The sequence below is a fragment of the Nonomuraea endophytica genome (assembly GCF_014203235.1).
In the GTDB taxonomy this organism is placed as follows: domain Bacteria; phylum Actinomycetota; class Actinomycetes; order Streptosporangiales; family Streptosporangiaceae; genus Nonomuraea; species Nonomuraea endophytica.
Genome location: NZ_JACHIN010000001.1, coordinates 785,898 through 810,061, shown reverse-complemented (window position 1 = coordinate 810,061; position 24,164 = coordinate 785,898). Strand labels below are relative to the sequence as shown.

24 protein-coding genes are annotated in these 24,164 nt (G+C 69.9%); 13 read left to right on the top strand and 11 right to left on the bottom strand.

Features of this window, described 5'->3' with window-relative positions; genetic code table 11:
• Positions 1 to 16 precede the first annotated feature (16 nt).
• On the bottom strand, positions 17 to 3,241 hold the full coding sequence (locus HNR40_RS03835; RefSeq protein ID WP_184958380.1) for an indolepyruvate ferredoxin oxidoreductase family protein: 3,225 nt from the start codon (positions 3,239 to 3,241) through the stop codon (positions 17 to 19).
• Between the two features lie 121 nt (positions 3,242 to 3,362).
• On the opposite strand from HNR40_RS03835, the gene HNR40_RS03830 reads away from it, so the two are divergent.
• A complete protein-coding gene (locus HNR40_RS03830; RefSeq protein WP_184958378.1) occupies positions 3,363 to 3,827 on the top strand; it encodes an Lrp/AsnC family transcriptional regulator in 465 nt (154 codons plus the stop codon).
• On the opposite strand, the gene HNR40_RS03825 is transcribed toward HNR40_RS03830, so the two are convergent.
• Positions 3,824 to 5,242, bottom strand: coding sequence for a WGR domain-containing protein (locus HNR40_RS03825; protein ID WP_184958376.1), 1,419 nt, complete (start codon positions 5,240 to 5,242; stop codon positions 3,824 to 3,826). The genes HNR40_RS03830 and HNR40_RS03825 overlap by 4 nt on opposite strands.
• Before the next feature lie 303 nt (positions 5,243 to 5,545).
• Between HNR40_RS03825 and HNR40_RS03820 the strand changes: the two genes are divergently transcribed.
• Positions 5,546 to 6,592, top strand: coding sequence for a YaaC family protein (locus HNR40_RS03820; RefSeq protein WP_184958374.1), 1,047 nt, complete (start codon positions 5,546 to 5,548; stop codon positions 6,590 to 6,592).
• Here HNR40_RS03820 and HNR40_RS03815 read toward each other — a convergent pair.
• Both HNR40_RS03815 and HNR40_RS03810 read right to left on the bottom strand, forming a co-directional pair.
• Entirely contained in the window at positions 6,589 to 7,038 is a 450-nt protein-coding gene (locus tag HNR40_RS03815; RefSeq protein ID WP_246508324.1) for a GNAT family N-acetyltransferase, read from the bottom strand. The two genes, HNR40_RS03820 and HNR40_RS03815, sit on opposite strands and share 4 nt — an antisense overlap.
• Positions 7,028 to 7,528, bottom strand: a complete 501-nt coding sequence (locus tag HNR40_RS03810) for a GNAT family N-acetyltransferase (RefSeq protein ID WP_184958372.1) — start codon at positions 7,526 to 7,528, stop codon at positions 7,028 to 7,030. The genes HNR40_RS03815 and HNR40_RS03810 overlap by 11 nt, the downstream gene beginning before the upstream one ends.
• 17 nt (positions 7,529 to 7,545) lie before the next feature.
• Between HNR40_RS03810 and HNR40_RS03805 the strand changes: the two genes are divergently transcribed.
• The gene (locus HNR40_RS03805) at positions 7,546 to 8,049 is read left to right on the top strand and encodes a DEAD/DEAH box helicase family protein (protein WP_184958371.1); all 504 of its coding nucleotides are present in this window, start codon (positions 7,546 to 7,548) and stop codon (positions 8,047 to 8,049) included.
• On the opposite strand, the gene HNR40_RS03800 is transcribed toward HNR40_RS03805, so the two are convergent.
• Positions 8,046 to 8,981, bottom strand: a complete 936-nt coding sequence (locus tag HNR40_RS03800) for an ornithine cyclodeaminase family protein (RefSeq protein WP_184958369.1) — start codon at positions 8,979 to 8,981, stop codon at positions 8,046 to 8,048. The genes HNR40_RS03805 and HNR40_RS03800 overlap by 4 nt on opposite strands.
• 5 nt (positions 8,982 to 8,986) lie before the next feature.
• The gene (locus HNR40_RS03795) at positions 8,987 to 9,496 is read right to left on the bottom strand and encodes a DinB family protein (RefSeq protein WP_184958367.1); all 510 of its coding nucleotides are present in this window, start codon (positions 9,494 to 9,496) and stop codon (positions 8,987 to 8,989) included.
• Between the two features lie 96 nt (positions 9,497 to 9,592).
• On the opposite strand from HNR40_RS03795, the gene HNR40_RS03790 reads away from it, so the two are divergent.
• Together HNR40_RS03790 and HNR40_RS03785 are read left to right on the top strand one after the other, a co-directional pair.
• A complete protein-coding gene (locus tag HNR40_RS03790) occupies positions 9,593 to 10,939 on the top strand; it encodes a TRAP transporter large permease subunit (RefSeq protein WP_184958365.1) in 1,347 nt (448 codons plus the stop codon).
• Positions 10,940 to 10,951: 12 nt separating this feature from the next.
• On the top strand, positions 10,952 to 11,185 hold the full coding sequence (locus HNR40_RS03785; protein ID WP_184958363.1) for a hypothetical protein: 234 nt from the start codon (positions 10,952 to 10,954) through the stop codon (positions 11,183 to 11,185).
• On the opposite strand, the gene HNR40_RS03780 is transcribed toward HNR40_RS03785, so the two are convergent.
• Positions 11,182 to 11,865 carry a GntR family transcriptional regulator gene (locus HNR40_RS03780; protein WP_184958361.1) on the bottom strand — a complete coding sequence of 228 codons (684 nt, stop codon included), beginning with the start codon at positions 11,863 to 11,865 and terminating at the stop codon, positions 11,182 to 11,184. The genes HNR40_RS03785 and HNR40_RS03780 overlap by 4 nt on opposite strands.
• Before the next feature lie 88 nt (positions 11,866 to 11,953).
• Here HNR40_RS03780 and HNR40_RS03775 point away from each other — a divergent pair, with 88 nt between their 5' ends.
• Genes HNR40_RS03775 through HNR40_RS03755 form a run of 5 tightly spaced genes read left to right on the top strand, consistent with a single transcriptional unit; the run spans position 11,954 to position 16,250 of the window.
• Positions 11,954 to 12,898 (top strand): phosphoglycerate dehydrogenase, encoded by a 945-nt coding sequence (locus tag HNR40_RS03775; protein ID WP_221339908.1) that lies wholly within the window; start codon positions 11,954 to 11,956, stop codon positions 12,896 to 12,898.
• A 1-nt stretch (position 12,899) separates the two neighbouring features.
• On the top strand, positions 12,900 to 13,646 hold the full coding sequence (locus HNR40_RS03770) for a hydroxypyruvate isomerase family protein (RefSeq protein ID WP_184958357.1): 747 nt from the start codon (positions 12,900 to 12,902) through the stop codon (positions 13,644 to 13,646).
• Positions 13,643 to 14,272, top strand: coding sequence for a hypothetical protein (locus HNR40_RS03765; RefSeq protein WP_184958356.1), 630 nt, complete (start codon positions 13,643 to 13,645; stop codon positions 14,270 to 14,272). Before HNR40_RS03770 ends, HNR40_RS03765 begins: the two co-directional genes overlap by 4 nt.
• The gene (gene otnK, locus HNR40_RS57050) at positions 14,269 to 15,579 is read left to right on the top strand and encodes a 3-oxo-tetronate kinase (protein WP_184958354.1); all 1,311 of its coding nucleotides are present in this window, start codon (positions 14,269 to 14,271) and stop codon (positions 15,577 to 15,579) included. Before HNR40_RS03765 ends, otnK begins: the two co-directional genes overlap by 4 nt.
• On the top strand, positions 15,576 to 16,250 hold the full coding sequence (locus HNR40_RS03755) for a substrate-binding domain-containing protein (protein WP_184958352.1): 675 nt from the start codon (positions 15,576 to 15,578) through the stop codon (positions 16,248 to 16,250). The genes otnK and HNR40_RS03755 overlap by 4 nt, the downstream gene beginning before the upstream one ends.
• 4 nt (positions 16,251 to 16,254) lie before the next feature.
• Here the strand turns inward: HNR40_RS03755 and HNR40_RS03750 are convergent, their stop codons facing one another.
• Complete coding sequence (locus HNR40_RS03750; protein WP_184958350.1) at positions 16,255 to 17,163, bottom strand: hypothetical protein; 909 nt, start codon at positions 17,161 to 17,163, stop codon at positions 16,255 to 16,257.
• 47 nt (positions 17,164 to 17,210) lie between these two features.
• Positions 17,211 to 20,741: a galactose-binding domain-containing protein gene (locus HNR40_RS03745; protein WP_184958348.1), complete on the bottom strand. Its 3,531-nt coding sequence runs from the start codon at positions 20,739 to 20,741 to the stop codon at positions 17,211 to 17,213.
• A 472-nt stretch (positions 20,742 to 21,213) separates the two neighbouring features.
• Between HNR40_RS03745 and HNR40_RS03740 the strand changes: the two genes are divergently transcribed.
• A complete protein-coding gene (locus HNR40_RS03740) occupies positions 21,214 to 21,699 on the top strand; it encodes a hypothetical protein (RefSeq protein ID WP_312896169.1) in 486 nt (161 codons plus the stop codon).
• Between the two features lies 1 nt (position 21,700).
• Here HNR40_RS03740 and HNR40_RS03735 read toward each other — a convergent pair whose 3' ends face one another.
• Both HNR40_RS03735 and HNR40_RS03730 read right to left on the bottom strand, forming a co-directional pair.
• A complete protein-coding gene (locus HNR40_RS03735; protein WP_246508322.1) occupies positions 21,701 to 21,853 on the bottom strand; it encodes a hypothetical protein in 153 nt (50 codons plus the stop codon).
• A 399-nt stretch (positions 21,854 to 22,252) separates the two neighbouring features.
• Positions 22,253 to 22,534: a hypothetical protein gene (locus HNR40_RS03730; RefSeq protein WP_184958343.1), complete on the bottom strand. Its 282-nt coding sequence runs from the start codon at positions 22,532 to 22,534 to the stop codon at positions 22,253 to 22,255.
• A 63-nt stretch (positions 22,535 to 22,597) separates the two neighbouring features.
• On the opposite strand from HNR40_RS03730, the gene HNR40_RS03725 reads away from it, so the two are divergent.
• Both HNR40_RS03725 and HNR40_RS03720 read left to right on the top strand, forming a co-directional pair.
• Positions 22,598 to 23,437: an LLM class F420-dependent oxidoreductase gene (locus tag HNR40_RS03725; RefSeq protein WP_184958341.1), complete on the top strand. Its 840-nt coding sequence runs from the start codon at positions 22,598 to 22,600 to the stop codon at positions 23,435 to 23,437.
• 35 nt (positions 23,438 to 23,472) lie between these two features.
• Positions 23,473 to 24,159 carry a hypothetical protein gene (locus HNR40_RS03720; protein ID WP_184958339.1) on the top strand — a complete coding sequence of 229 codons (687 nt, stop codon included), beginning with the start codon at positions 23,473 to 23,475 and terminating at the stop codon, positions 24,157 to 24,159.
• Positions 24,160 to 24,164 lie beyond the last annotated feature (5 nt).

Here is a 24,164-nt window from a genome sequence, read left to right as displayed (position 1 = left end):
GTGTCTGTCTCCGATCTCAGAGTCCGGCCAGGGCCTTGCGGGCGCGCTCGCGGAATTCCGCGACCCGGGCGAGCTTGATGTCCTCGTATCCGCGGATCATGTCAGGCAGCGCGGCGATCTCAGCGACCGCCTCTGCGCTCGTACCCGCTGAGAGGGCCTCGCGCACCAGGGTGCGGTATTCGTGGATGAGCTCGCGCTCCACTCGGCGCACGTGAGCGTAGCCGAAGGGGTCGAGCGCGGTGCCGCGCAGGAAGCGCGCGGCCCGCAGCGTGCGGAACACCGGCTTGGCGGTACGGCGCAGCTTGATCTTCCGCTTCATGCCCAGGGCGCGCAGGATCGGCGGGTGGAGCATGACGGCGACCTTGTCCTCGGGGGCGAACTCGGTTTCGAGGTGGAGCCGGGCGACCTCGTACTCGTCCTTGTAGGCCATGAGCTTGTACAGGCCCTTGGCGTAGGCGATGGCGACGCCCTCGTCGTCGGCGAGTTCGGCGATCTGCTGGACGTCGTCGGAGTAGGTGCGGGCGTAGTCGGCGTTCTGGTAGCCGGTGAGGTCGTCGGTCCTGATCGCGAGGATCTCGGCGAAGGACTGCGTCTTCTCCTCGCTCGGCTGCTGGAGCGCGGCGGCCCGGCCGTGGGCGAAGGCGGCGAGGTTCTTCTCGACGGCCGCGCCGTTCAGGCGGATCGCGCCCTCGATGGCCGTGGCGCTGATCGGCAGGCAGCCGTGCTGATAGGCGGCGCCGACGAGCAGCATGTTCGCCGGCATGTGGTCGCCGAACAGTTCTTCGGCCAGCGCCTGCGCGTCGAGGTAGAGGTTGGCCTCGGAGCGGGTGGCGGAGTCGACGCGTTCGACGGCGGCCTGCGCGCCGGGCACCACGGCCCGGCCGGTGACCATCTCGGCCGTCGGCACGACCGCTGTGTTGATCACGGCGACGGTGTGGTCCTTGGCGAGCACGCCCAGGTTGCCTTCGGCGGCTGCGCCGAGCAGGTCGAAGCCGATCAGGACGTCCGCCTTCGTGGCCTTGACCGAGCCGGTGATCGGCTCCGGCGAGACGCGTACGTCGCTGATGACCGGGCCGCCCTTCTGCGCCAGCCCGGTCTGCTCAAGACCGGCGGCGTGCAGGCCGTCGAGGTGCGCGGCCATCTGCAGGATCTGCGAGACGGTCACGACGCCGGTGCCGCCGATGCCGGGCATGCGCAGCGTGACCGCGCCGGTGAAGCGGGGCGTGGGCTCGGGCAGCCCGGCGGGCGGCGGCGGGAGCGGCTTGCTCTTGCGCGGGCCCGGCTCGACCAGCAGGAACGACGGGCAGTCGCCCTTCAGGCAGGTCAGGTCGGAGTTGCACGAAGGCTGGTGAATGCGGGTCTTGCGCCCGAACTCCGTCTCCACCGGCTGAACCGACAGGCAGGTGGACTTCTCCCCGCAGTCGCCGCAGCCTTCGCAGACCCGCTCGTTGATGACGACCAGTTCGGCCGGGGTGGGCAGTTTGCCGCGCTTGCGTAGCCGGCGTTCCTCGGCGGCGCAGCGGTCGTCGTGGATGAGCACGGTGACGCCGTCCACCTTGGCGAGCTCGCGTTCGGTGTCGGCGAAGTCGTCGCGGTGCCGTACCGTCGCGACCGGATCGAGCCGCACCCCGCGATAGGCGGAGGGGTCCGCGGTCGTGATCACCACGCGGCGCACGCCCTCGATGGCCAGCCACCGCGTGAGCTCGGGGATGGCGAGCCGGCCCTCGGCGCGCTGGCCGCCGGTCATGGCGACCGCGTCGTTGTAGAGCAGCTTGTACGTCATGGACACCCCGGCGGCCACCGCGGCCCTGATCGCCAGCGAGCCGGAGTGGTGGAAGGTGCCGTCTCCGAGGTTCTGCACGAAATGCCGGTCCTCGGTGAACGGCGCCAGCCCGATCCACTGCGCGCCCTCGCCGCCCATCTGGGTGAGCCCGAGCTGGGTGCCTCGGCCGTCGCCGTCCAGCGCGATCATGGCGTGGCAGCCGATGCCGACGCCGACCAGCGTGCTGTCGTCGGTGCGGGTGGAGAGGTTGTGCGGGCAGCCCGAGCAGAAGTACGGCGTGCGCGCGGCGACCACCGGCAGCATCCGCGACCGTCGAGCGCCCTTACCCGAAACGACGCCGAGTCCCAGCGCCTTGGCCACGTCGGCCGCGCCGACCGTCCCGCGCAGCGGCAGCAGCCCGCGGACCTTCGGCACGTGCGCGCTGCCGTAAAGCGCCGCCTTGAGGTGGTTCTCCAGGAACGGCACCTTGTCCTCGACGACCAGCACCTCCTCCAGGCCGTCGAGCATGCCGAGCAGGTCGTCGCGGTCCAGCGGGTACGGCATGCCGATCCGGATCAGCCGGATGCCCAGTTCCTCCAGGTCCGCCCCGGCGTCGGCCAGGGCGCGCTGGGCAGCGGCGAGAGCCGTACCGGAGGCGACGATTCCCAGTTTGGCCTGGCGGGCGCTGAACACCACGCGGTTGATTCCCGCGGCGCGCGCGTAGGCGCGGGCGAGGTCGAGGCGGCGGGTGAGCAGGTCGTACTCGGCGTCCAGCGCGGCCGGTCCGACCAGCGTGGGCGGCTTGGTCTCGGCGCGGTCGTGGGCGGGCAGTTCGGGGCGGAGCGCGTCCAGGTCGACGGTGGCGGAGGCGTCGGCCACGTCCGCGACGATCTTCAGCCCGACCCAGAGGCCGCTGGCCCGCGACATCGCCACCGCGTGCAGCCCGAACTCGACGATCTCCGCGACCGTTCCGGGCACCAGCAGCGGCATGCACATGCTCTGGCACATCGGCTCGCACGAACTGGGCACGGTCGAGGACTTGCAACCGGGGTCGTCGCCGATCCACGCGACCGCGCCGCCCTTGGCCGCGGTGCCGGCGATGTTCGCGTGCCGGATGGCGTCGGCGGCACGGTCGAGGCCGGGGTTCTTGCCGTACCAGAACCCGGTGATGCCGTCGTGCTTGCGCCCGGGTGCAAGGCCGAGAAGCTGGGTGCCGGCGACGGCCGTGGCCGCGAGCTCTTCGTTGAGCCCCGGCCTGAAGACGACGCCGGCAGGATCGAGGTGCCTGGCGGCGCGGGCCATCTCCAGGTCGACGCCGCCCAGGGGCGAGCCCTGGTAGCCGGAGACGAAGACGCGCGTGTCGAGCCCGCGTTCCTCGTCGATGCGGCGCTGTTCCAGCGTGAGCCGTACCAGAGCCTGGATGCCCGAGAGCAGCACGCGCCCGTCGAGGGCCGTGTACTTGTCTTCCAACGCCACCATGCGCCAAGTGGAGCAATCCCGGTGGTCCTTGCACAAGTATCAGGGTACATAATGCGATAAAGACGCAAATTGTTTGCGAGGCCTGGCTCTTCGCGTGGCCTGGTTTGCGTGAGGAGCGCGCGTGAGCGAGATCGACGAAATAGACCACCGGCTGCTACGGCTGCTACGCGAGGACGGCCGCCGGACCTTCTCCGAGATGGCCACCGAGGTGGGCCTTTCGGTCGCGGCCGTCAAGCGGCGGGTGGACCGCCTGCGCGAAGCCGGCGTGATCACCGGCTTCACCGTGCAGGTGGACTACGCCAAGCTCGGCTGGGGCATCGAGGCCTTCACCGAGGTCCGCTACTCCGGCGCCACCCCGGTCAGCGAGATCCTCCGCTCGACCACCGCCGTGCCGGAGATCCAGGCCGTCTTCACCATCGCCGGCGACCCCGACGCCCTCATCCACTTGCGGGTACGCGACCTGGACCACCTCCAGCAGATCATCGACGGCCTGCGCAGAACCGGCAACGTCACGGGCACCAAGACCCTGATGGTGCTCGGCTCCTGGACCCGCGACGCGGCCCGCGTCCCCCGCCGGGGCGCCTAAAGCAGCCGCCTGATCTCGCCGTAGGCCCGGTAGAAGCCGCCGCGGCCGGCCGAACGCACGCCGTCCACCACGTACCGGGCGCCCGCCTCGCGCACCGTCTTCGGGAACTGCACGTTCCACGACTCGTAGCCCGGCGTGACCACGCGCACCCGCAGCCGCTCGCCCTCCTTGACGCACTCCACGATGACGCCGTCGCCCGCACCGGTCTCCAGCACGGTCTCCAGCACCGCCGACGGCTCGACCACCTCCAGCGACGCCGCCGCCTTCACGTCCACCGGCTGCGGCACGTCACCCGCGCGGGCCGCCGCGATCGCCGCCTCGCTGGCGTCGATGCAGGCCAGCGAGCCGTCCGTGGTCACGATGTAGAGGCGGTCGTCCAGGAACTGCATCGAGAACGCCGAACCGCACCCGGTCGCCAGCTTCCACAACCGCTCACCGGAGGCGTCGAAACAGTAGACCGAGGAGTGGTTGTCACCGGCGAACACGTGGCGGCCGCCCGGCGAGGTGGCGCAGGAGTAGACCGCGCCGTCGCACTGGTAGACCGCCTCCACCCGGCCATCGCCCTTGGCCAGGCGGTGGACGGTGCGGCGGGCCGTACCCGCGTAGACCGAGTGCTCCTCCTGCCAGCCGAACAGCACGTGGCCGGCCACCGTGTTCTCCCAGACGAGCGTGCCGTCGGCGGTGTCGTAGCGGGCGACGCCGTTGGAGTGGCCGTGGTAGACGGCGTCCTCGTCACACCTGACCATCCAGGCGGAGTCGCCGCTGCCCGAGCGGGCCCACTGGAACTCGTCCTCGTAGTCGATCGTGGTGATCCGGCCCGCCCGGTCGGAGACGCCGAGCACGCCGTCGTTGATGTCCAGCCAGTAGATGTCCACGTCGGCGGCGATCTCGTAGGCCGATCTCGGCACCTTGCCGCTCAGGTCGTACACGCGGCCGTCGTCGCAGCCGGCGTAGATCCAGAAGTCGTCGGCCACGATGCACTTGACCCCGTCGGGCAGCCGGAACCGGCCGGTCACGGTGCCGGAGTGGGTGACGGTGTAGACGTCGCCGCGCTGGTTGCCGACCCAGCAGCGCTCGCCGTCCACGAAGATCCCGAACGCGGCCGCGCCGCTGTCGAACCGCCACAGCACCGGGGCCTGCTGGGCCGTCGAGCGGGTGCTGGCCATGGCCCTGCGCGTGATGGCCCGGCGCTGCCGCACTCCGCGTACGGCGGGGGCGTACCCCTTCCGGGTCTTCTCCCCGATCTTCTTGGCCGCGGCGGCCTGGGCCTTGGCTTCGCTGGGGAAGGCGGTGACCTTGGTCTGACCTGACTCGCCGATGCGCCCGTAGGTGATGGTGACCTGCGTGCCCGCGACGGTCACCTCGTAGTACTTGTGCGCTCCGCCGCCGTCTTCAGACAGCTCCAGGTAGGTCATGTGCGCTTCTCCAGTTTTGCCAGGACTTGATCCATTTGTCCCGGAGACTAGAGCAAACCGGCGACAGAATCGGCCAACTTGGGGCGGTGCGTCCGCACCTGGGCCGAGGATCCCAGCCCTGTGGCCACGGTGGTGTTCAGCTCCCCGGAAGACGATCACGCCTGTGCGGTGGCATCTCAGCGGGTCCTTGAGAGACCTTGGCGCACCGTTCAGACATGAGACGATGCCTTCCGGAACAGAGAACCTCACGTACTGCGAGTAAGCGGAGATATCCGCCTGCGGCGATATGGTTCCGCTGTGTCCTTGAACAACACCGACGCCGTATGGGAGAGCCTGCGAGCGACGCGCTGGGCGCCACCCGGCGGTGCGGTGGCAACTCCAGAGCGCCGAAGGACTTATACGTTCGCGCTGGAACAGGCCGAACAGATGTTTCGAGCTGCCGAAGGTGTCGGAACGGCCACACGGCCCTTGCTGGTCTTCTATGGATTGAGCCAGGCGGGTCGAGCGATCGCCGCTGCGGCGTCGGCGATCACAACTGCCGACGGCTGGCGGCTTGAAGGGCATGGCATCCGTACTGTTTCCAAGACCCTGAGCGGACCACTCCCCGATGTGCTGGTGGCCAGCGACAAGGGCGGAAGCAGGGGAAGTTTCGTTCGGCTGTCAGAGATCCTTGATTCGCCGCTGTTCGCGGACAAGGTGAATCCGCTCGCATTGAATGCTCTGTGGGATTGTCTGCCGGAGAATCGGGTGGCTCCGCTGCGGGACACAGGTACGTCACGGCGGACGCCACTGTACGTAGCCCACCTCTCCCTCAACAGGGAGCCGCATCCCCTGGCGAGTGCGCCAGTGGCCTACTTTCCTCCGTGGGTCGTGAGTTCACCCGAGGGCGGCCAGACTTTGGTTGATTATCTGGCCGCATTCTCTGATCAGGTGCGTGAGTTCCACTCTTTTGTGAGAGTCGGCCACGATCCCGATGCCGCTCCCGACTTCTCCAGTCATCACGATGGCTGGGGAGAACTGCGAATGAACTGGATTCTTCCGCATCAGAAATCCGGCACTTTCGCCGAGCGAGTCAAGCACCTGCGTAGCATCGGGCGAACCTACGACGGTGACATCTACTTCTTTCCGGCAGTGGGCGATGCCGGGCAAGGGCGCGGCCTGCATCCGCTGATGTCCTGGTGGGCGGTGCTGCACACGCTGTCCATGCTGGCCCGCTATCAGCCGGCCGAGTGGGCGGAGCAGATAGACGTGGACGGCAGTTCTTATGCCGCCCCGGTCGAGAGCCTGTTGAAGCGCGCGATGCAGGTCGTGCCGAGGCTAGTGCGGGAGACCATCGAGGAAGTGGCCTAGTTCCGCGAGGCTGTTCTGATCATCCAGAGGTCGGTGGGGTCTTGGGCGTAGGTGGTGAAGCCGTGGCGTTCGTAGAGGCGTTGGGCTGGGCTGTCGCGTAGGACGTTCAGGCGGAACACCCCTTCGTCCGTCAGCACCTTGTGGAGGATGGCGGTGCCCACGCCGCGTCCCTGTGTTGTCGGGGAGAGGTAGAAGTGTTCCAGCCACACCCCGTCCTCAGCCGGTCGCAGGGCGATGCTGCCGGCGAAGGCGCCGTTGACCTCGACGATCGAGGTGTGCTCGGGGAGGAAGGCGGTTTTGAAGCGCTGGCGGACCCGGGTGGGGTCGAAGAGGCCGAGGCGTTCCAGGTCGGGGCGGAGGACTATGGCGCGGAGTTCGGCGATGGGGTCGGCGTCGTCCGGTACGGCGGGGCGTAGCTTCCAGGTCAGGTCTGGCTCAGAGGTCAACGGAGAACTCCACCTGGATCAGCGGCCGGCCGTCGCCGAAGTCGTGGTCGCGCTCCGCGCCCGTCTCCGCGAAGCCGCTCTTGGTGTAGAAGCGCCGGGATTGCGGGGTGTCGCGCAGGGTCCACAGGTGGGCGCGGGTGAAGCCGTCGTTCTTCAGCTGGGCGAGGGTGGCGGTCATCAGGGCGGGGGCGACGCCGGTGCCCCAGCCGTCGGGGTGGGCGTAGAAGCCGTGGACCTCGGCGATGCCGTTCACCGTCTTGGAGGGGCCGAACCAGGACAGGGCCAGCGGGCGGCCGTCGCCCTCGGCGACCAAGATCGTGTCCTGGAGGGGGGAGAGCCGGGCGTGCCAGCGGGTACGGCGGCTGCTTACCTGACCTGCGGCGAAGGCCGGTTCGAAGAACGGCGCGTAGGCGACTCCCCAGGAGTCGGCATGGATTTCGCCGAGGACGTCCCCGTCTTCGATCGTCGCGTGTCTGATGGTGATGACCACTGTGCAACTCTAGCCAAATGCGGACAATTCTCATCACCGGCACCGTGGGTGCGGGCAAGACGTCGGCGGCTGAGGGGGTCGGCGAGTTGCTGGCGGCCGCCGGGACGCCGCACGGCGTCATCGATCTGGACGCGCTGTCGCAGGGGTGGCCGCCGCCCGAAGGAGACCCGTTCAACTTCGGGCTGACGGTGCGGAACCTGCGCAGCCTGGCGGCGAACTTCCGTGACGCCGGCGCCAAGTGGCTGGTGCTCGCGGGGGTGGCCGAGAACGGCGAGCAGCGCGGGAGGATCGCGGAGGCCGTGGGCGGCGAGCTCACGGTCTGCAGGTTGCGGGTCGATCTGGCCGTCGTCAGGGAACGGCTGGCCGGCCGGCACGTGGACGACCGGGAAGGGCTCGACTGGCACCTCAAGCGCTCCGGCGAACTCGACCGGATCCTGCGCGAGGCCCAGGTCGAGGATGTCGTCGTGGACGGCTCCGGCTCCGTGACCCAGGTGGCGGCGGAGATCCTGAGAACGATCTAGTCCCACAGCGGCAGGCGGGTGCCAGCGGACTTCTCCACCGCCGCGTGGTACAGGGCTTGAGCGGCGGCGACGTCCTGGATGGCGGTGCCGGTCGAGTCGAAGACGATGATCTCGTCGGCCGACACCCGGCCAGGCTTGGCGCCGGTGATCACTTCGCCGAGTTCGGCACGGACCGGGGTGTCCGGGCGGTGGTGGAGTTCGCCCACCTCGGCGCACTGGTGGGTGACGTCGGTGACGAGGGCGGCCCCGGCCAGCAGGTCGGCGTTGAGTTCGCGTTTGGCCGGAGCGTCGGAGCCGATCGCGGCCACGAGGCTGCCGGGCCGTACGTCTGCCAGGGAGAGGTAGGGCGTGGTCGACGGCGTCAGCGTGACGACGACGTCGGCGGCGCGGGCGGCGGCGCCGGGGGAGGGGGCGGCGGTGAGGTCGTGCGCGGCGGCGAACCGTGCGGTCTTGTCCGGGTCGCGGCCCCACACGAGCACGCGGGAGATGTCGCGGACGGCGCGGATGGCCGCGACGTGGCTGGCGGCCTGCGCGCCGGTGCCGAGCACGGCGAGCGTGGCGGCGTCGGGCCGGGCCAGATGGCGTACGGCCACAGCGGTTGCGGCGGCCGTGCGCAGCCGGGTGACGGTGGCCGATTCGAGGAAGAGGACGGGCTGCCCGGTGCCGCCGTCGAACAGCGCGATGACGCCGACGATGCTGGGCTGCCCCAGCGTGGCGGGCCGGTCGTAGAAGCAGGCGCCGATCTTCACGCCCACGACGCCGCCGTGCCCACTGGCCTTGATGTGGAACTCGCCCGGCGGGCTGTCCAGGTGGGCCAGCCGGCTGGGCAGGGTGCGGCCGAGGGCGTAGTCGGCGAAGGCGTTCTGCACGAGGTCGATGTAGTCGGCGGGCGCGAGCAGGCGCTCGACCTCCGACTGGGTGAGCATCAACATGGTCGTCAGGCCCCCACGGTGCCGTCGACCGCTTCGCGCAGGAAGTCGGCGTGGCCGTTGTGCCGGGCGTACTCGTGGATCAGGTGGAGCATCACCATGCGCAGCGACACGTCGGCCTCCCAGCGGGCGTTGTAGGCGGTCAGGTCCAGGGAATCGGCCGCGCGTTCGATCCGGCGGGCGTGCTCGACCTCGGCCTCCCAGGCGCCGAAGGCTTCCGCGCGGGTGGCGCCGGTGGCGTCGTAGGCGGTCTGGAAGTCCCACAACGTCGCCGACCACACCATCGGCAGGTCCTCGCCGCCGACCACCCGGCGGAACCAGTGCCGCTCGACCTCGGCCATGTGCCGCACGAGCGCCATCAGTGACAGCGTGGACGGCGGCATGGATTTACTGCGCAGCTGCTCGTCGGACAGGTCGTCGCACTTCAAGGCCAGGGTGGCGCGGTGATAGTCCAGATAGGACCGGAGCATCTCGCGTTCGTCGGCGATCAGCGGGGGTCCCACGCGCTCGGTCGTCATTCCGAGAGGCTACGAGGCCTTGACGCTGCGTGCCAAGCCGAGGAGACTCCACTACATGTCGCTATAGTATTTTATTTCGAGGAGCACCCCCATTCCATGAGCGCCATCCTCGCGCTGGCCGCGTTCATCGCCGTCATCGTCATCTGGAATCTCGCCTTCAAGCGCAACATCGCCGAGTCGATGTTCGTCGGCTTCCTGGCCTGCACCGCCTTCGCCGGCCTGGGCGCGCCCGCGCTCGCCTGGGAGAGCCTGATCGAGGGCATGAAGTCCGAGGTCACGTACGCCGCCCTGACCTTCGTCTTCGTCAGCGAACTGCTGACCAGGATCGGCCTGATCGGCCGGCTGATCGACATCCTCAGCTCGCTGCTCGGCCGGCACCGCGGCGGCGCGCTCTACGCGGCCACGGTCGGCTCGGGCGCGTTCGGCGCCGTGGCGCACAACGGCGCGGCCATCGCCGCCACCATCGGCTCCATCGCCATCCCGTGGATGAAGCGCTCGAAGACCAGCGGCGACACCGCCGCCCTGGTCATCTCCGGCAACGCGGGCGTCGGCGCCGTCTTCCCCTTCAGCGGCGCGTTCTTCCTGCTGCTCGCCGCCCCGACGGTCGCGCCGGTGCTGAACGCCGACCAGATGATCGTGCCGATGTTCGTGGTCGCCGCGTGGACCGTGGTGATGCGGCTGGGCATCGCGTACGTGATCGTCCGGCGGCGCGGCGTCGACCGCATGGACCCGAGCGACGTGCACCCGCTCGCCGAGACCCTGCGCGCAGGCTGGCCGTCGCTGCTGGTGCTGGCGGCGGTCGCGCTGCCCATCCTGGCCACCGCGGGCGCGGGCGCGCAGTGGGTCGTCAACCGGATCGGCGAGGACGCGGCCGACACCATCCCCGTGCTCTTCTGGCTGCCCATCTTCATGCTGGTCGTCGGGGTGATCGTGGGGTGGCGGAGGCTGCCGCGCCGTACCGGCGAATGGTGGGCGATGCTCGGCGAGATCAGCCCGAAGTTCGCGGTCGTGGGGCTGACCATGGTCTCGGCCTTCGCCGCGTCAGCGGCTCTGTCGACGCTCGGCCTGGGCGAGCAGCTCGCGCCGCTCATCCAGCGGATGCAGGGCGTGCCGGCGCCGATCGTGGTCGTGGTCGTCGGCCTGGTCGTCCTGCTGGTGTCCGGGCCGCTGAGCACGACGGCCACGATCGCGGCGGTGGGCTCGGTCGGGTTCCTGGCGCTGACCGGCGCCGGCATCGAGCCGCACCTCGCCTACGCCGCGCTCATCGTCTGGGCCAGCGCCGAAGGCTGCTCGCCACCCGGCGCCGCCCCGCTCTACGTCGCCGCCGGGATCGCCGGCAGCGACCCGGTGAAGATCTTCAGGCCGGTCATCGGCTACTACCTGGTCCCGTCCTTCGTGGCCGGGATCGTGGTCGCGCTGAGCCTGCTGTGGATCCCGTTCTAAAGGAGGAAGTCCATGTACGCGCTGCTGCTCACCGTCTTCAGGCTGCTGCTGATCACCTTCGTGCTCGGCGGCGTGGCCGTGACGTTCTTCCAGGTGGCGGGCATCCTGATCGCCAGCCCCGGTCTGACGTCGTTCTTCGGCGGCGACTTCGCCGACTGGACCTGCGTCGTGGCCGCGCTGGCGGGGATCGTCTCGTTCCTGCAGCTCTACACGAAGGACGCGAAGGACACGGAGGAGCTCGTCTAGCCGGCGGCCACGACGGGCGGCTGCTTTCGGCGCCGGTTGGCATTCTGCAGATGTTCGCGCATCCGGATCGAGGCGATCTCGGGGTTGCCCTCCACGAGGGCCTCGTAGATCGCGCGGTGCTCCCTGGCCGCGTGCTCGGCGCCGGTGTTGTGGAGCCGCGAGAAGAGGCGGAACCGCTGCACCTGGCCGTTGAGCGAGCGGTAGGCGGTCTCCAGGAAAGGGTTGTCGCACTGCTGGGCGATCAGGCCGTGGAAGCGGTCGTCGGCCGCCCAGTAGGAGCGGAAGGAGCTCGGCTCGGTGTCGGCCAGGCCCACCGAGCGGTCGAGCTCCTCGACCGCGTCCAGCAGTTCTTCCAGGAACTCCGGCGTGGTGCGCCGGCAGGTCTCGTAGGCCAGCGCCGGCTCCAGGACCAGCCGGGCGTCCATCAGCTTGCCGATCTCCCTGTCGGTGAACATCGGCGCGACCCGGTAGCCCTTGAGCGCCTCGCGGACCACCAGGCCTGTGTGCTCCAGCCGGGCGAGGGCCTCGCGCAGCGGGGTCTGGCTGACGTCGAGTTCGCGCGAGAGGGCGCCGATGTTCAGAGGGGAGCCGGGAGCCCGCTTTCCGGTCATGAACTGGTCGAGCAGCACCTCGTACATCTGGTCGGCAAGGGGCTGCTTCTTCTTGCGGGCCTCGGACATCACGTTCCTCTCGTCGAGCCGATTATCTCAGGCGATCGGCTCTAGAATTTATCGCTATAGTATAGTTTTGATGGAAAGGATCTTCCTCATGCGTGTCCTCGTGACCACTGCCTGGCTCCAGCCCGGCGACCATGTCGACCGGCTGCTCCAGGAGGAGGGCTTCGAGGTCGTCCACAAGCGCTCCGGCCGGCTCGTCGACCTCGTGCGGGAGGTGGACGGCGTGGTCGCCGGCACGGACGCCTTCACCGCCGAGGTCCTCGCCGCCGCCCCGAAGCTGAAGGTCATCGGACGCACCGGCGCCGGCTACGACAACATCGACACCGAGGCGGCCACCGAGCGCGGCATCGCCGTATGCCCGACTCCTGGCGTCAACCGGCGCGCGGTCGCCGAGCACACCCTCGCCCTGATGCTCAACTGCGCCCGGTCGCTGCCCCAGAACATCCTCTCGGTCAGGAGCGGCGGCTGGGAGCAGCCGAGCGGCCGCGAGCTGGCGGGGGCGACCCTGGGCATCGTGGGTCTCGGCGCCATCGGCAAGTCGGTGGCCGAGCTGGGCACCCTGCTCGGCATGGAGGTGCTCGCCTACGACCCCGACCTCGACCTCGACTTCGCCACCCGGACCGGCGTGCGCGCCGTCGCGCTGGACGAGCTGCTGCGCCGCGCCGACTTCGTCAGCCTCCACATCTTCCTCGACGACTCCACCCGCCACCTGATCGACGCCGCCGCGCTGGCCACGATGAAGCCCACCGCCTACCTGATCAACACCGCCCGCGGCGGCGTGGTCGACGAGGACGCGCTGGCCGACGCCCTCGAACGCGGCGAGCTGGCCGGCGCCGCGCTCGACGTGGTCGAGGTCGAGCCGCTGCCCGCGGCCAGCCGCCTGCGCGAGCACGACAACGTGATCGTCACCGCGCACGTCGGCGCCGCCACCACCGAGTCCCGCGCCCGCTCCGGCCGGATGGCCGCGCAGGCGGTCATCGACGTCCTGAACGGCCGCGCCCCCGCCTTCACCGTCAACCCCCAGAAGGGGTCCTGACATGCGCTTCGACGCGAACCTGAAGTGGTTGTTCACCGAGCTGCCGTTCGAGTCACGCTTCGACGCCGCGGCCGCGGCCGGTTTCGAGGGCGTCGAGTACCCGAACCCCTACGACCACGACCCCGCCGTCCTCGCCGGCCGCCTGCGCGAGGCCGGGCTCGAACAGGTGCTCATCAACACGCCGCCGGGCGCCGACGCCTGCCGCGCCGACGGCTTCCGCGAGGGCTTCGCCCAGGCGATGGAGTACGCGCTCGCGCTCGGCTCCGGCCTCGTCCACGTCCGGGCCGGCGCCCTGCCCGAGGGCGTCAGCCGCGAGCGGGCCGAGGCCCGCCTGGTCGCCAACCTCGCCTGGGCCGCCGGCCAGTCGCGCGGCAGCGGCGTACGCCTGGTGCTGGAGGCCCAGAACCACCGCGACAGCCCAGGCTGCGTGCTGCGAACCCAGGCACAGGCCGCCGCCGTGGCCGAGGCGCTCGACGCCGACCACGTGGGCGTGCTGTTCGACCTCTACCATGCCCAGGTCGACGAGGGCGATCTGGTCACCAAGGTGCGCGAGCTGCTGCCGTACACCTTCCACTACCAGGTCGCCGACCCGCCCGGCCGGCACGAGCCCGGCACCGGCGAGATCGGCTGGCGCGCGGTCTTCGGCGCCATCCGCGAGAGCGGCTACCGAGGCTGGATCGGCTGCGAATACGAGCCCCAGGGCCGCACCATCGACGGCCTCGGCTGGATCGAGGAGCTGGCCGGATGACCCGCGTCGCGCTGATCAGCGCCACCCCCGCCGCGATCGCCCCGGCCGTCGCGGGCCTGGCCGACGCGTTCCCCGAGGCCGAGCCGTGGAACCTGCTCGACGACAAGCTCCTCGCCGACGCCCGCGCGGGCGGGCCGAGCGCGCGCATGTCCGCCCTCATCGGCTACGCGGTCGACGCGGGCGCGCACGGGGTGCTGCTGACCTGCTCCCTGTACGGCGAAGCCGCCCGCTCGGCCGACCGAGGGGTCCCTGTCCTGGCCCCCGACGACGCCGCCTTCAAGGAGGTGGCCGAGTCCGGCTACCGCCGCGTCCTGACCGTGGCCAGCCTGGAAGAAGCGCTGGCCGACTCGGTCGCCCGGCTGACCGGGGCGGCGCCGGGCGTGGCCGTGGACGGCGTGGTCAGTCCCGCCGCCTTCCAGGTCACCGACGCACGGGCGCTGGCCCGAGCCCTCCACGACACCTGCGCCCCCTGCACGGACCGGGTGGAGGCGGTGGTGCTGGCCCAGTACTCGCTGGCCCCGGCCGCCGCCGAGCTGGCCCGGTCGCTCGGCCTCCCGGTGATCTCCGGCCCGCACACCGCCGCCGCCGCGCTCCGGCGCGCCGTCCTGGAGGGCGAGCGGCCGTGATCGGCGCCATCGCCGACGACGTCACCGGCGCCACCGACGTCGCGGTCGCGCTGCACCGGCACGGCCTGCGCACCCTGCTCTTCTTCGGCACCCCGCTCTCCTTCGGCACCCCCGACGCCGAGCCCGATCTTCCCCCGCACGACGCCGTCGTCATCGCGCTGAAGACGCGCACGGCCCCCCGCGAGCAGGCCGTCGAGCGGTCGCTGGCCGCGCTGGACTGGCTGCGCGCCCACGGCGTCGGCCAGGTCTACTTCAAGTACTGCTCCACCTTCGACTCCACCCCGGAAGGCAACATCGGCCCGGTGCTCGACGCCCTGGCCGACGCACTGGACGCGCCGCTGGTGCCGATGACCCCCAGCTCACCCGAACACGGCCGGACCCAGTACCTCGGCTACCTGTTCGTGGGCGAGCGGCTGCTGTCGGAGTCGCACATGCGCGACCACCCGCTCACCCCGATGACCGACTCCTACCTGCCGCGCGTCCTGGAGGCCCAGTCCGCGCACCGGGCGGGAGTGGTCCCGCTGGAGACGGTGCGCGGGGGACCGGCGGCCATCGCAAAACGACTGGCCCACCTGCGGAGCGAGGGCGTCCGGTACGCCCTGCTGGACGCGGTCGAGGACGGCGACCTGGCCTCGGCCGGGCAGGCGCTGGACGACCTTGCGTCGGCCGGGCAGGTGCTGGGCGGCCTGCGGCTGGTCGCGGGCGCGGCCGGGCTCGCCGCCGGGCTCGCCCTGGCCCACGAGGTCAGCAAGATCCACGAGGTCGCCGGGGACCCGCCCGCGCGCGTGCCGGCGGGGCGCGCGGCCGTACTGGCGGGGAGTTGTTCCGCGCGCACGCTCGAACAGGTCCGCGCGGTGATCGAGCACGGTCGGCCCGCCCACCGCCTGGACGCCCTCGCCGAGCCCGACCCCGACCCCGAGGCGCTCGCCGCGAACGCCCTGACCTGGTACGACGCGCAGCGGCCCGAGGACGGCGCCCCGCTGATCTACTCCAGCCTGCCCCCGGCCGAGCTGCACGAGGTCCAGCAGGCGCTGGGCCGCGAGCGGTCGGCCGAACTGCTGGAGTCCGCGCTGGGCAGGATCGCCGCCGGCCTGGTCGAGCGGGGTGTCACCCGGCTGGTCGCGGCCGGTGGCGAGACCTCCGGCGCGGTCGTGCGCGCGCTCGGCGTCACCGGCGGCGTGATCGGGCCCGAGGCGGCCCGCGGCGTCCCCTGGATCTTCACCCCGTCCCTCACCCTTCTGCTCAAGTCGGGCAACTTCGGCGAGCCCGGCCTGCTGCTCGACGCCACACGAACGGAGACCCCATGAAGTTGTTCAGCACCCTGGCCGTGAAGAAGGCCTTCGACGACGTGCTCCTCGGGGAGTTCACCGGCCGGACCGGCATCGCGGTCGACGGCGTCTACGATCCGACCACGCAGCTGATGGCCCGCATCCGGGCAGGTGAGCGCCCCGACGTGATGATCGCGGTCACCTCCGCCTTCGACGAGCTGAACGGCTCCGCCGTCCTCGACCTGTCCACGAAGACGGCGATCGCGAAGACCGGCGTGGGCCTGGCGGTGCCGCCGGGCGCGGAGCTCCCGGACGTCAGCACGCTCGACGCCTTCAAACGGGCCCTGCTCGACGCCCGCAGCGTGGCCTACTCGCGTACCGGCGCGAGCGGCATCTACTTCGCCCGCCTGATCGAGGAGCTCGGCATCGACAAGGAGGTCAACGCCCGCGCCACCGTGATCGACAAGGGCTTCATCGCGCACGCCGTGGTGGACGGCCGCGCTGACGTGGCGATCCAGCAGCTCAGCGAGCTGCGCTTCGTCCCGGATGCCCGGATCGCCGGGCCGTTCCCCGCCGAGGTGCAGCATTACAGCGAGTTCTCCGCCGTGGCCGCCACGGCGGCGGACGGCGACGCAGCCGCCTTCCTCGCCTTCCTCACCTCCGACGAGGCCCGGCGAGCCTACGAGCAGACCGGCCTGGAGCTGCCCTGACCGGTCACAACCAGCCGCGTTCCTTGGCCCGGGTGCCGATCTGGAAGCGGCTGGCCGCGCCGAGCCGTCCCATCAAATCGGCGACATAACCCCGGAAGGTGCGCACCGACACTCCCATCGCGCGCGCCGCCACCTCGTCCTTGCCGACCCGGTCGAGCAGCTCCAGCACCCGCCGCTCCAGCGAGGTCGGGTCGGCGTCGTCGGGTTCGAGGTCGGTGGCGCGCCGCCAGGTCTGCTCGAACAGGTCGATCAGCGTCACCACGATGCCGGGCGCGCGGATCATCAGCGCCCCGAAACCCGGATTGTCCGGCCGGATCGGCACGAACGCCGTCTGCCTGTCCATGATGACCAGTTGCTGGATCGGCTCGTCCACCACCCGGTGCCGGTCGCCCGCCCGGTGGATCTCGTGGAAGTACGCCGCCACCTCCGGGTTGTCCAGCGTGGCGCGGTGCACGATGGTGCGGTGCCGTACCCCTGAGCGCAGTTCGGCCAGGGTTCGCTCGCGCACGCGCGGATCGACCCCGCGCCGCTCGGGGTGCATGGCCAGCAGTTCCTGCGACTGCCGGGACATCCGCCAGATCCGCTCCTGCGTCTGCTCCAGGCCCTCGATGCGTTCGACGTGCTCGATGGGGCCGCCCGCCGCCTGCTCGGCCAGGAGCGCGGGCATCGCGGCCGTGACCCGGCGCAGTTCGCCGCCGACCTCGCCGAGGCGTTGCTCGATCAGCCGCTCCATGGCGGCGTGCGGCGCGGTGGCGGCGACGCCGCCGTCGGGGCCGATCTCCAGCAGGCGCAGGCCGACGAGGCGCTGAATGGCGGAAGCCTCGAAGCCTTCGGCGCCGGCGCCCGGATTTCTCAGGAAGAAGCGGTATACCAACTCGTCAGACGCCGAGACTCCGAGGGCGTCCAAGCTCATGGCGCCAAATCTAAGGGGTGCGGGCGCGTACGCCCGCACCCCCTTGTTCAGTTCACGTTGATGGTGAACGTCGAGGTCGTGTTGCGGATGTCGGTGTGGTTGTTGCTCAGGCGCAGCCCGTTGAACGTCACCGAGCCGACCGCCGGACCCTGGCCGGGCTCGGGCAGCTCGTTCGCCCACAGGCCGAAGCCCGACTTGGCGTCGAAGGCGTCACCGGACTTGCGTGCGCCGCTGATCGAGATGTCGGTGAGGACCGTGTCGGTGATCGGGTTCACCGGCTGGCCGCCCAGATACTGCGTCTGGAACATGATCCCCGAGTACGTCGGATCCACGATGTCCACGTCGCTGATCCTGATGCCCTGGAACACCTTCGACGCGGAGAACAACCAGATCGCCGGGAACGTCTGCTGTCCCCAGAAATGCCCGCCCGCCCGGACGATCGAGATGTTCTCGAACCGGGTCGGCGTCGGGCCGAAGCCCCGCATCTGGATGCCGAAGTCCAGCGAGCTGACCGTGATGCCGGAGTAGACGAGCGTGTCGGCGATGTAGATGTTCCTGAACACGTTGTTCTGCCCGCCGTACACGGCCACGCCGGCCGCCCGCCAGGTCAGGGTCGAGGTCAGGTTCTCGTAGACGTTGCCCGTCTGGTCGGCGTTGTTGATGTCGATCGCGGCGAACAGCGCGAAGCTGTCGTCGCCGGTGCCGCGCGCCTCCACGTTCCTGACCGTGTTGTCCGAACTGCCGTTGGTCAGGTTGATCGCGTCGGCGAACGTGTCACGCACCCGCGAGTTCGTCACGGTCAGGTTGCGCATGTTGGTGCCCCAGAGCATGCACATCTGGTGCTCGACCCAGACGTTGTCGATGGTGACGTTCGCGACGCCGTTGAGGTCCCAGACCTTGCCGGGGCCGTCGTTGCGGATCACGTAGTTACCGAACGAGGCGAACCCGCTGAACGACGAGCCGCCGGCCGAGCTCTGCACGTCGAACCCGACGTTCGTGTTCTCCTGCCCGGAGGGCGACAGGAACCGGGTGAACCACGGGCCGGCGCCGGTGACCTTGACGGCCTTGCCGTACACCTGGAACTTCTGCGCGGTCGCGTAGTCGCCCGCCGGCAGGTAGACGCCCACGAGCGCGGGGTCCTGGCGGGCGCGGTCGAGCGCGTTCTGCACGTCCTGGTGCGTGAATCCAGCCGGTACGGCATAGCGTGCCGGATCCGGGTTGCCCTGCGGCGTGGCCTGCTCCAGGTTGATGAAGTCGATCGCGAACGTGCCGCCGTTGGCCGCGTCCTTCTGCAGCTTGATCTTGCTGCCCTGCGGCACGGTGGTGCCGAGCGTCACGTTGGCCTCGTCGTAGATGTGGCGGGGCGGGCCGGCGCCGGGCGAGTTGCTCGGGTTGGCCTCGGGGCCGTAGAGCCACGCGTACTTCGAGGTCAGGTTGATCGCCTTGAGGAAGGTGCCGTTGACGTAGACGTTCAGGGTCGAGTTGGTGCCGTCGGGGATGGAGTAGCGGGTGACCAGCGTGTTCGCCGGCGCCCTGGTGGTGAACTCGACCGAGGAGCCGGTGGAGTTCAGCAGCACCGCGCGCCGTCCCGAGGCCTCGCCGGCCGGGTCGCCGATGGTGCGGTTCGGGCCGACGAGCTGCGCGCCGCCCGCGGGCACGCCGTCCTCGGCCTCGTACATGTCGTAGGGCAGGTTGGCGCCCCGGCCCACGAACAGGGTCTCGGTCGTGGTGTTGTTGGCCCGCTTGACCGGCAGCTCGTTGGCGTCGTCGGCGATGACGGTCTTGACGGTGTACTTGCCGTTGGCCGCGGTCCAGGTGCCGAGCGTGATCGGCGGGGCGGTGGCGCCGGCGTTGATGACGCCGGAGTGGGAGCCGGTCAGCGTGCGGATGACGGTGCCGGCCTCGTTGGCGACGGTCAGTGTGACCCCGTGCGCGCCACCGGCCGAGGCGAGGTTGCCCTGGTTCTTGATCGCGACGGAGAACGTGACCGTGTCACCGGCCGCCGGGTTGCCCGGCGACCAGCCGACCGGCGCGGCGATCAGGTCGGAGCTGTCCACGGGCCGGACGGTCAGCGGGGTCGGGTTGTTGTAGGTGTTGTTGCCCTCGTTCTGCTCGATGACGGCGTTGCCCTCGTCGACCTTCGCCGACAGCGGGTACGAGCCCGCGGGGCGGGTGCCGATGCCGGCCGACACCGTGGCCGAGGCCCCGGCGGCCAGCGCGGCAACGTTCGCGGTGCCCACCTTGGCGGTGCCGAGATACAGGTTGACGTCCGTGGCGCCGGAAGGCACGGTGCCGATGTTCCTGACGGTGGCCGACAGGCTGATGGCGTCGCTTTCCACCGGGCTCGCGGGGGAGGCGGACATGCCGGTGACGGTCAGGTCGGGGTTCGGCGCCGGGGTGCCGATCACCTGGAACTCGGCCACCTGGCCGTTCGGCGCCCCCGTGTTGGCGCTGAACGACAGCCGCACGCCGGCCAGGCGCGCGTTCAGGGGGATCGTCACCGTGTTGCCGGAGGCCGGGTTGAAGGTGTAAGCGGCGCTTTCCTTCCTGACGGTGTAGTTCGAGGTGCTCTGGTCGCGGCCGAGCACCTGGAGGGTCTGGGTGCGCGTGCCCCAGACGGCGTCGGGGTTGAGCTTGAGCACCACGGAGGAGACGTCGGCGTTGGAGCCCAGGTCGACGGTGAGCGTGTTGGGGTACCCGCCGCCGCCTTCCCAGTAGGTGGCGAGGTTGCCGTCGTTCGCGTTGGCCGGGACGTAGACCCAGGTGGAGCCGCTGGCGGTGATCGGCTTGTTCAGGGCGAGGTTGGTGCCGCCACCGCCGTCGCCCGACCGGGTGACCGTGTTGCTCTCGGGGGAGCGGTTGTTGGCCGCGTCCTTGGCTTGCACGTAGTAGGAGACGGTGGAGGTGGGCGGCTGATTATCCGTATACGTCAGGATGTTTCCGGCGACTGTGGCCCTTAGGGCGTTGTTCGCGTAGATCTCATACCCCGTCACGCCCACGTTGTCGGTGGAGGCCTGCCAGGTCAGCCTGATCTGGCCGCTCGTCGGCTCGGTGAAGGCCAGGTTGCCCGGGGCCGTCGGGGGCTGGGTGTCAGGCCCTGTCACCGGGCCGTACACCTCGAACTCCGAGATCTGACCCGCCGGCCAGCCGGTGTTCGCCGTGATCGACAGGCGCACGTAGCGGGTGCTGACCGCGGTGATGTCGATGGTCGCCGTCGGGCTGAACGTGCGGGTCGCCTGGGCGCCGATGGTGGTGAAGGTCGTCCCGTTGGTGCTGCCCTGCACGGTGATCGTCTGGGTACGGCTCGGCCAGCTGCTGGGCAGCTTGAGCACCAGCTGACTGACCGTGACCGCGGAGCCTAGATCGACCTGGATCCATTGGGGGAAGGCGTTGTTGGCCGACTCCCAATACGAGGCCTGGTCGCCGTCGGTGGCCTTGGAGGCGGGGTAGACGTCGGTGAAGCTGCTGGCCGTAGCGGGCTTGCCTAGAGCGAGGTTGGGGCCTGCCTGGGCTTGGGCAGGATGGGGCGTCAGAACGAAGGCTAAGGCGAGTGCGAGTAACGCAAGGATGCGTCTCATGGGTGGGCCCTTCGTGACGGGGGGTGGCCAAACCATAAGATGACGAACAAATGTCCGCAATATTTCGACTGGATTGCGCAAATTTTCGACAGGCGTGCGGGAGCGTTCCAAGGGGTGGTGGGCTGGCGCGATAGGCCGGGAAATCCCCAGATGTGTGCGCAAGGGCTTACGTCACAGCCCCGCAAGCCCACGCAAACCCATGACGTGCTTTTGCACCGGGTGTCATGCCCTGCGCTTGCGGACCCCTGCACCCCTGCCCGTGCTACTCCCGCGTCTGTGGGTTCCCGCCTACCCGGGTGCCTTTGTGGGCGGACTGGGGGACTGCGGGTTCCCGCCTACCGGGTGCCGTTGTGGGGCGGGTTGCGGGTCGCCGACATCTCGCCCGGATGGCGGGTTTGTAGGGCTGGATGGGCGCGAGGTGGGGTATGGGCTGCTTGTGCTTTATGTCTTTGGGTTTGAGCAGACCGGTGTAGTGCTGAGCGACCTCTACTTCATCGACCCGAAACCAGCCAAAGGCCAGGAAGGTCCCGAGCATGGCGTCCGCCTGGAGGTCAGAGAGCTCGAGCGGGGCGCGCTCAAAGGGACGATCTACTCGGCCCAGCCCATCGCCGTAGGGCGGCCCATCTGGCGGGTGGACCTGCTGGAGTCGGTGGATGGTACGCCGGGCAGCTTCGACCGGACCCACCACCATCCGGAGTTCACCGGATGGGACCCGAGCTCACGCGTCTTCGACCGGGCGCTCACCGCCGACCCCTTGGGTTGGCTGAGCGACCGGCTCACCGAGGCGGCCGGGCCGCTGGCCGTGCTCGACGAGGCGGATCGGGGCGCGCTTCGCCGGGCCGTACCGGAAATCGTGGAGGCTGCGGGGCGGCTGCTCGACGGTGTGCGCGCGGGCGCACTCGGCACCGCCCCCTCCTCCGGCGCGTCCCTGACGGACGCGCGGGCCGGTTGGCTGTAGCTCAGAGCTTGACGAGCTTGGCGTAGGGCACCGTGATGCGAAGGGTCTCCGTGCCGAAATCAACGACAACGGCGACATCCTTCTCCACCCGGATGACCGAGCCCAACCCGTATTTGTCATGGCTGACCAGGTCCTGCACCTCGAAGTCGGGCATCGGAGGCGCAGGGGCCTGAGGGACGTTGAAGGGACTTCCTGGCAAGGGACGCCGGACCGCGGCTGTTCTGGGTTTCATTACGATAAGTATGAGCCCATTTGACACGCGGCGGGGGATTTCTGGATATCAATCCGTACTCGGCGGCCCTCGCCAGCCCGTTTCCTCGCCCAGCGCCCGGCTGCGGCGGCAAAAATTTACCTGGCCAGAGCCTTGATCCAGCGGTAACCGACCAGGTCAGGCACACTTTCCGCCGCTCGCGGGCCGGCCGTTCCGCCGAGATCAGGTAGTCGCGGAACAACAGTGCGTAGCCAGTGGCGTTCGCGCAGGTACGACCACGAGCTTACGGCAGACAGCCCCGCCGGATACCCCAGAACCGTTCCGCCACTCCGATGGGCGTTTCTACGCGGTACGCCGCCGGTGGAGCAGGGCCTCGACCATCGACGTGAGCAGGAATCCCATGGCGACCAGCGCCAGACCGTGCTCGACCCACTGAGCGGCCAGCCCCCAGCTCAGCGACTCGGCCAACAGGCTCTGCGGCACCCCGGTGGCCAGGCCGATCACGTGGGTGAGGACCACCCAGCCCGCGACGGCGCCCATCGCCCCCACGGCCCACGGGGGGTATCGGTCCACGGACAGGGAGTTGCCGAGTCGGATCGCCGCCAGAGCGCGGTTAATGGCCATATGCTCCACTATGGCACTTCCCGGTTGACCTGACGCCGGTGTCAACGTTCTAGCCTCCTGGCCATGAAGTTCGGCATCAGCTACAGCACGCCCTACTACGGCGTCGACCCCCAGAAGATCGTGGCCTTCGCCCAACTGGCGGAGGAATGCGGCTTCGAGTCGATCTACCTGCCCGAGCACATCGTCCTGTATCCGGGGGCGAAGGTCGGGACGTTCGAGATACCGCCGGCGCTGCCGTACCTGGACCCGCTCGACTGCCTGTCCTTCATCGCCGCCGCCACCGAGCGCATCCTGCTCGGGACTGGGGTACTGCTGCTGCCGTACCACCACCCGGTGATCCTCGCCAAGCGCCTGGCCACGGTCGACGTACTGTCCGGCGGCCGCATGCGCCTGCTCACCGTCGGCCTGGGCGCGCTCCCCGGCGAGGCCGAGGCGATCGGCGTCGACTTCACCACCCGAGGCCGCCGCGCCGACGAAGCCATCGACGTCCTACGCCTGTTGTGGGCAGGCGGCGAAGAGGGCGTCAGCCACTCCGGCGAGTTCTTCTCCTTCACCGACCTGGTCAGCTTCCCCAAACCCCACCAGACCACCCGCCTCCCCATCCACGTAGGCGGCTCCAGCCGCCCCGCCGCCCGCCGCGCCGGCCGCCTGGGCGACGGCTACTTCCCCGGCGGCCGCCCAGACCCAGCCCAGTGGGACCTCGTCCGCGCGACAGCCGCAGAGTCCGGCCGCAACCCAGACACCCTCGACTACACCAGAACCGCCACCATCGACATGTCCCCAGAACACCTGGCCGACCTGACCCGCGAAGGCGTCACCCGAGTCGTCGTCAACACCCCGGCCACCTCACTGGAGCAGCAACGCAAGGACCTGACCGACTTCTCCCACCGCTTCGGCCTGTAGTTCGTTCTGTCGGTGACGGCTGCGATGATGCCGCTGTGTTCAAGGAGGACTCTTCCCGCACGGTCAGGCGTGCCCTGGCGGCCCGAAGCGACGCCCCGGACGTGCTACGCGCACTCGCCAGGGACCCAGACCGGAAGACCCGTCAGATCCTTGCCGAAAACCCCGCCTGCCCTCCGGACGTCCTGATCGCCCTGGTCGAAGATCCTCACCGGTCGGTCCGGTGGTCACTGCCGGATCACCCAAGCGCCGACGTCGAGCTCCGCCGTATCATCTGCCGATCCACCGACGAGGTCCTGCGCCGACTGCTCGCCGAGAGGCCAGGACTGGATGAGGAGACGAAAGCCACCCTGGTCAGGGACCACTCTCCAGACGTCCGAGCCGGCATGGCCGCGAACACCGACGACCCGGCTACCCTCGCCTTGCTGGCGGCCGACGCCGACCCCAAGGTCCGCGCCGGAGTGGCGCTGAACGCGCTCGCCACGACAGATCAACTGCGGCTTCTCGCGAACGACAAGTACGCGGTCGTCCGCGCAGTAGCGGTGAAGTCAGGAAACCTCCCCCACGACGAACTGCGACGCCTTGTCCACGATCGCTCGGTCAACGTGCGCTGGTGGCTGGCCACCGGGTCCACCACCCCGCGATCCATCCTGAGAATGCTCGCCGACGACCCTCATCCCGACGTGGAATCCCAAGCCCGAGCAATGCTCAGGGACGACGCCTGATTGGT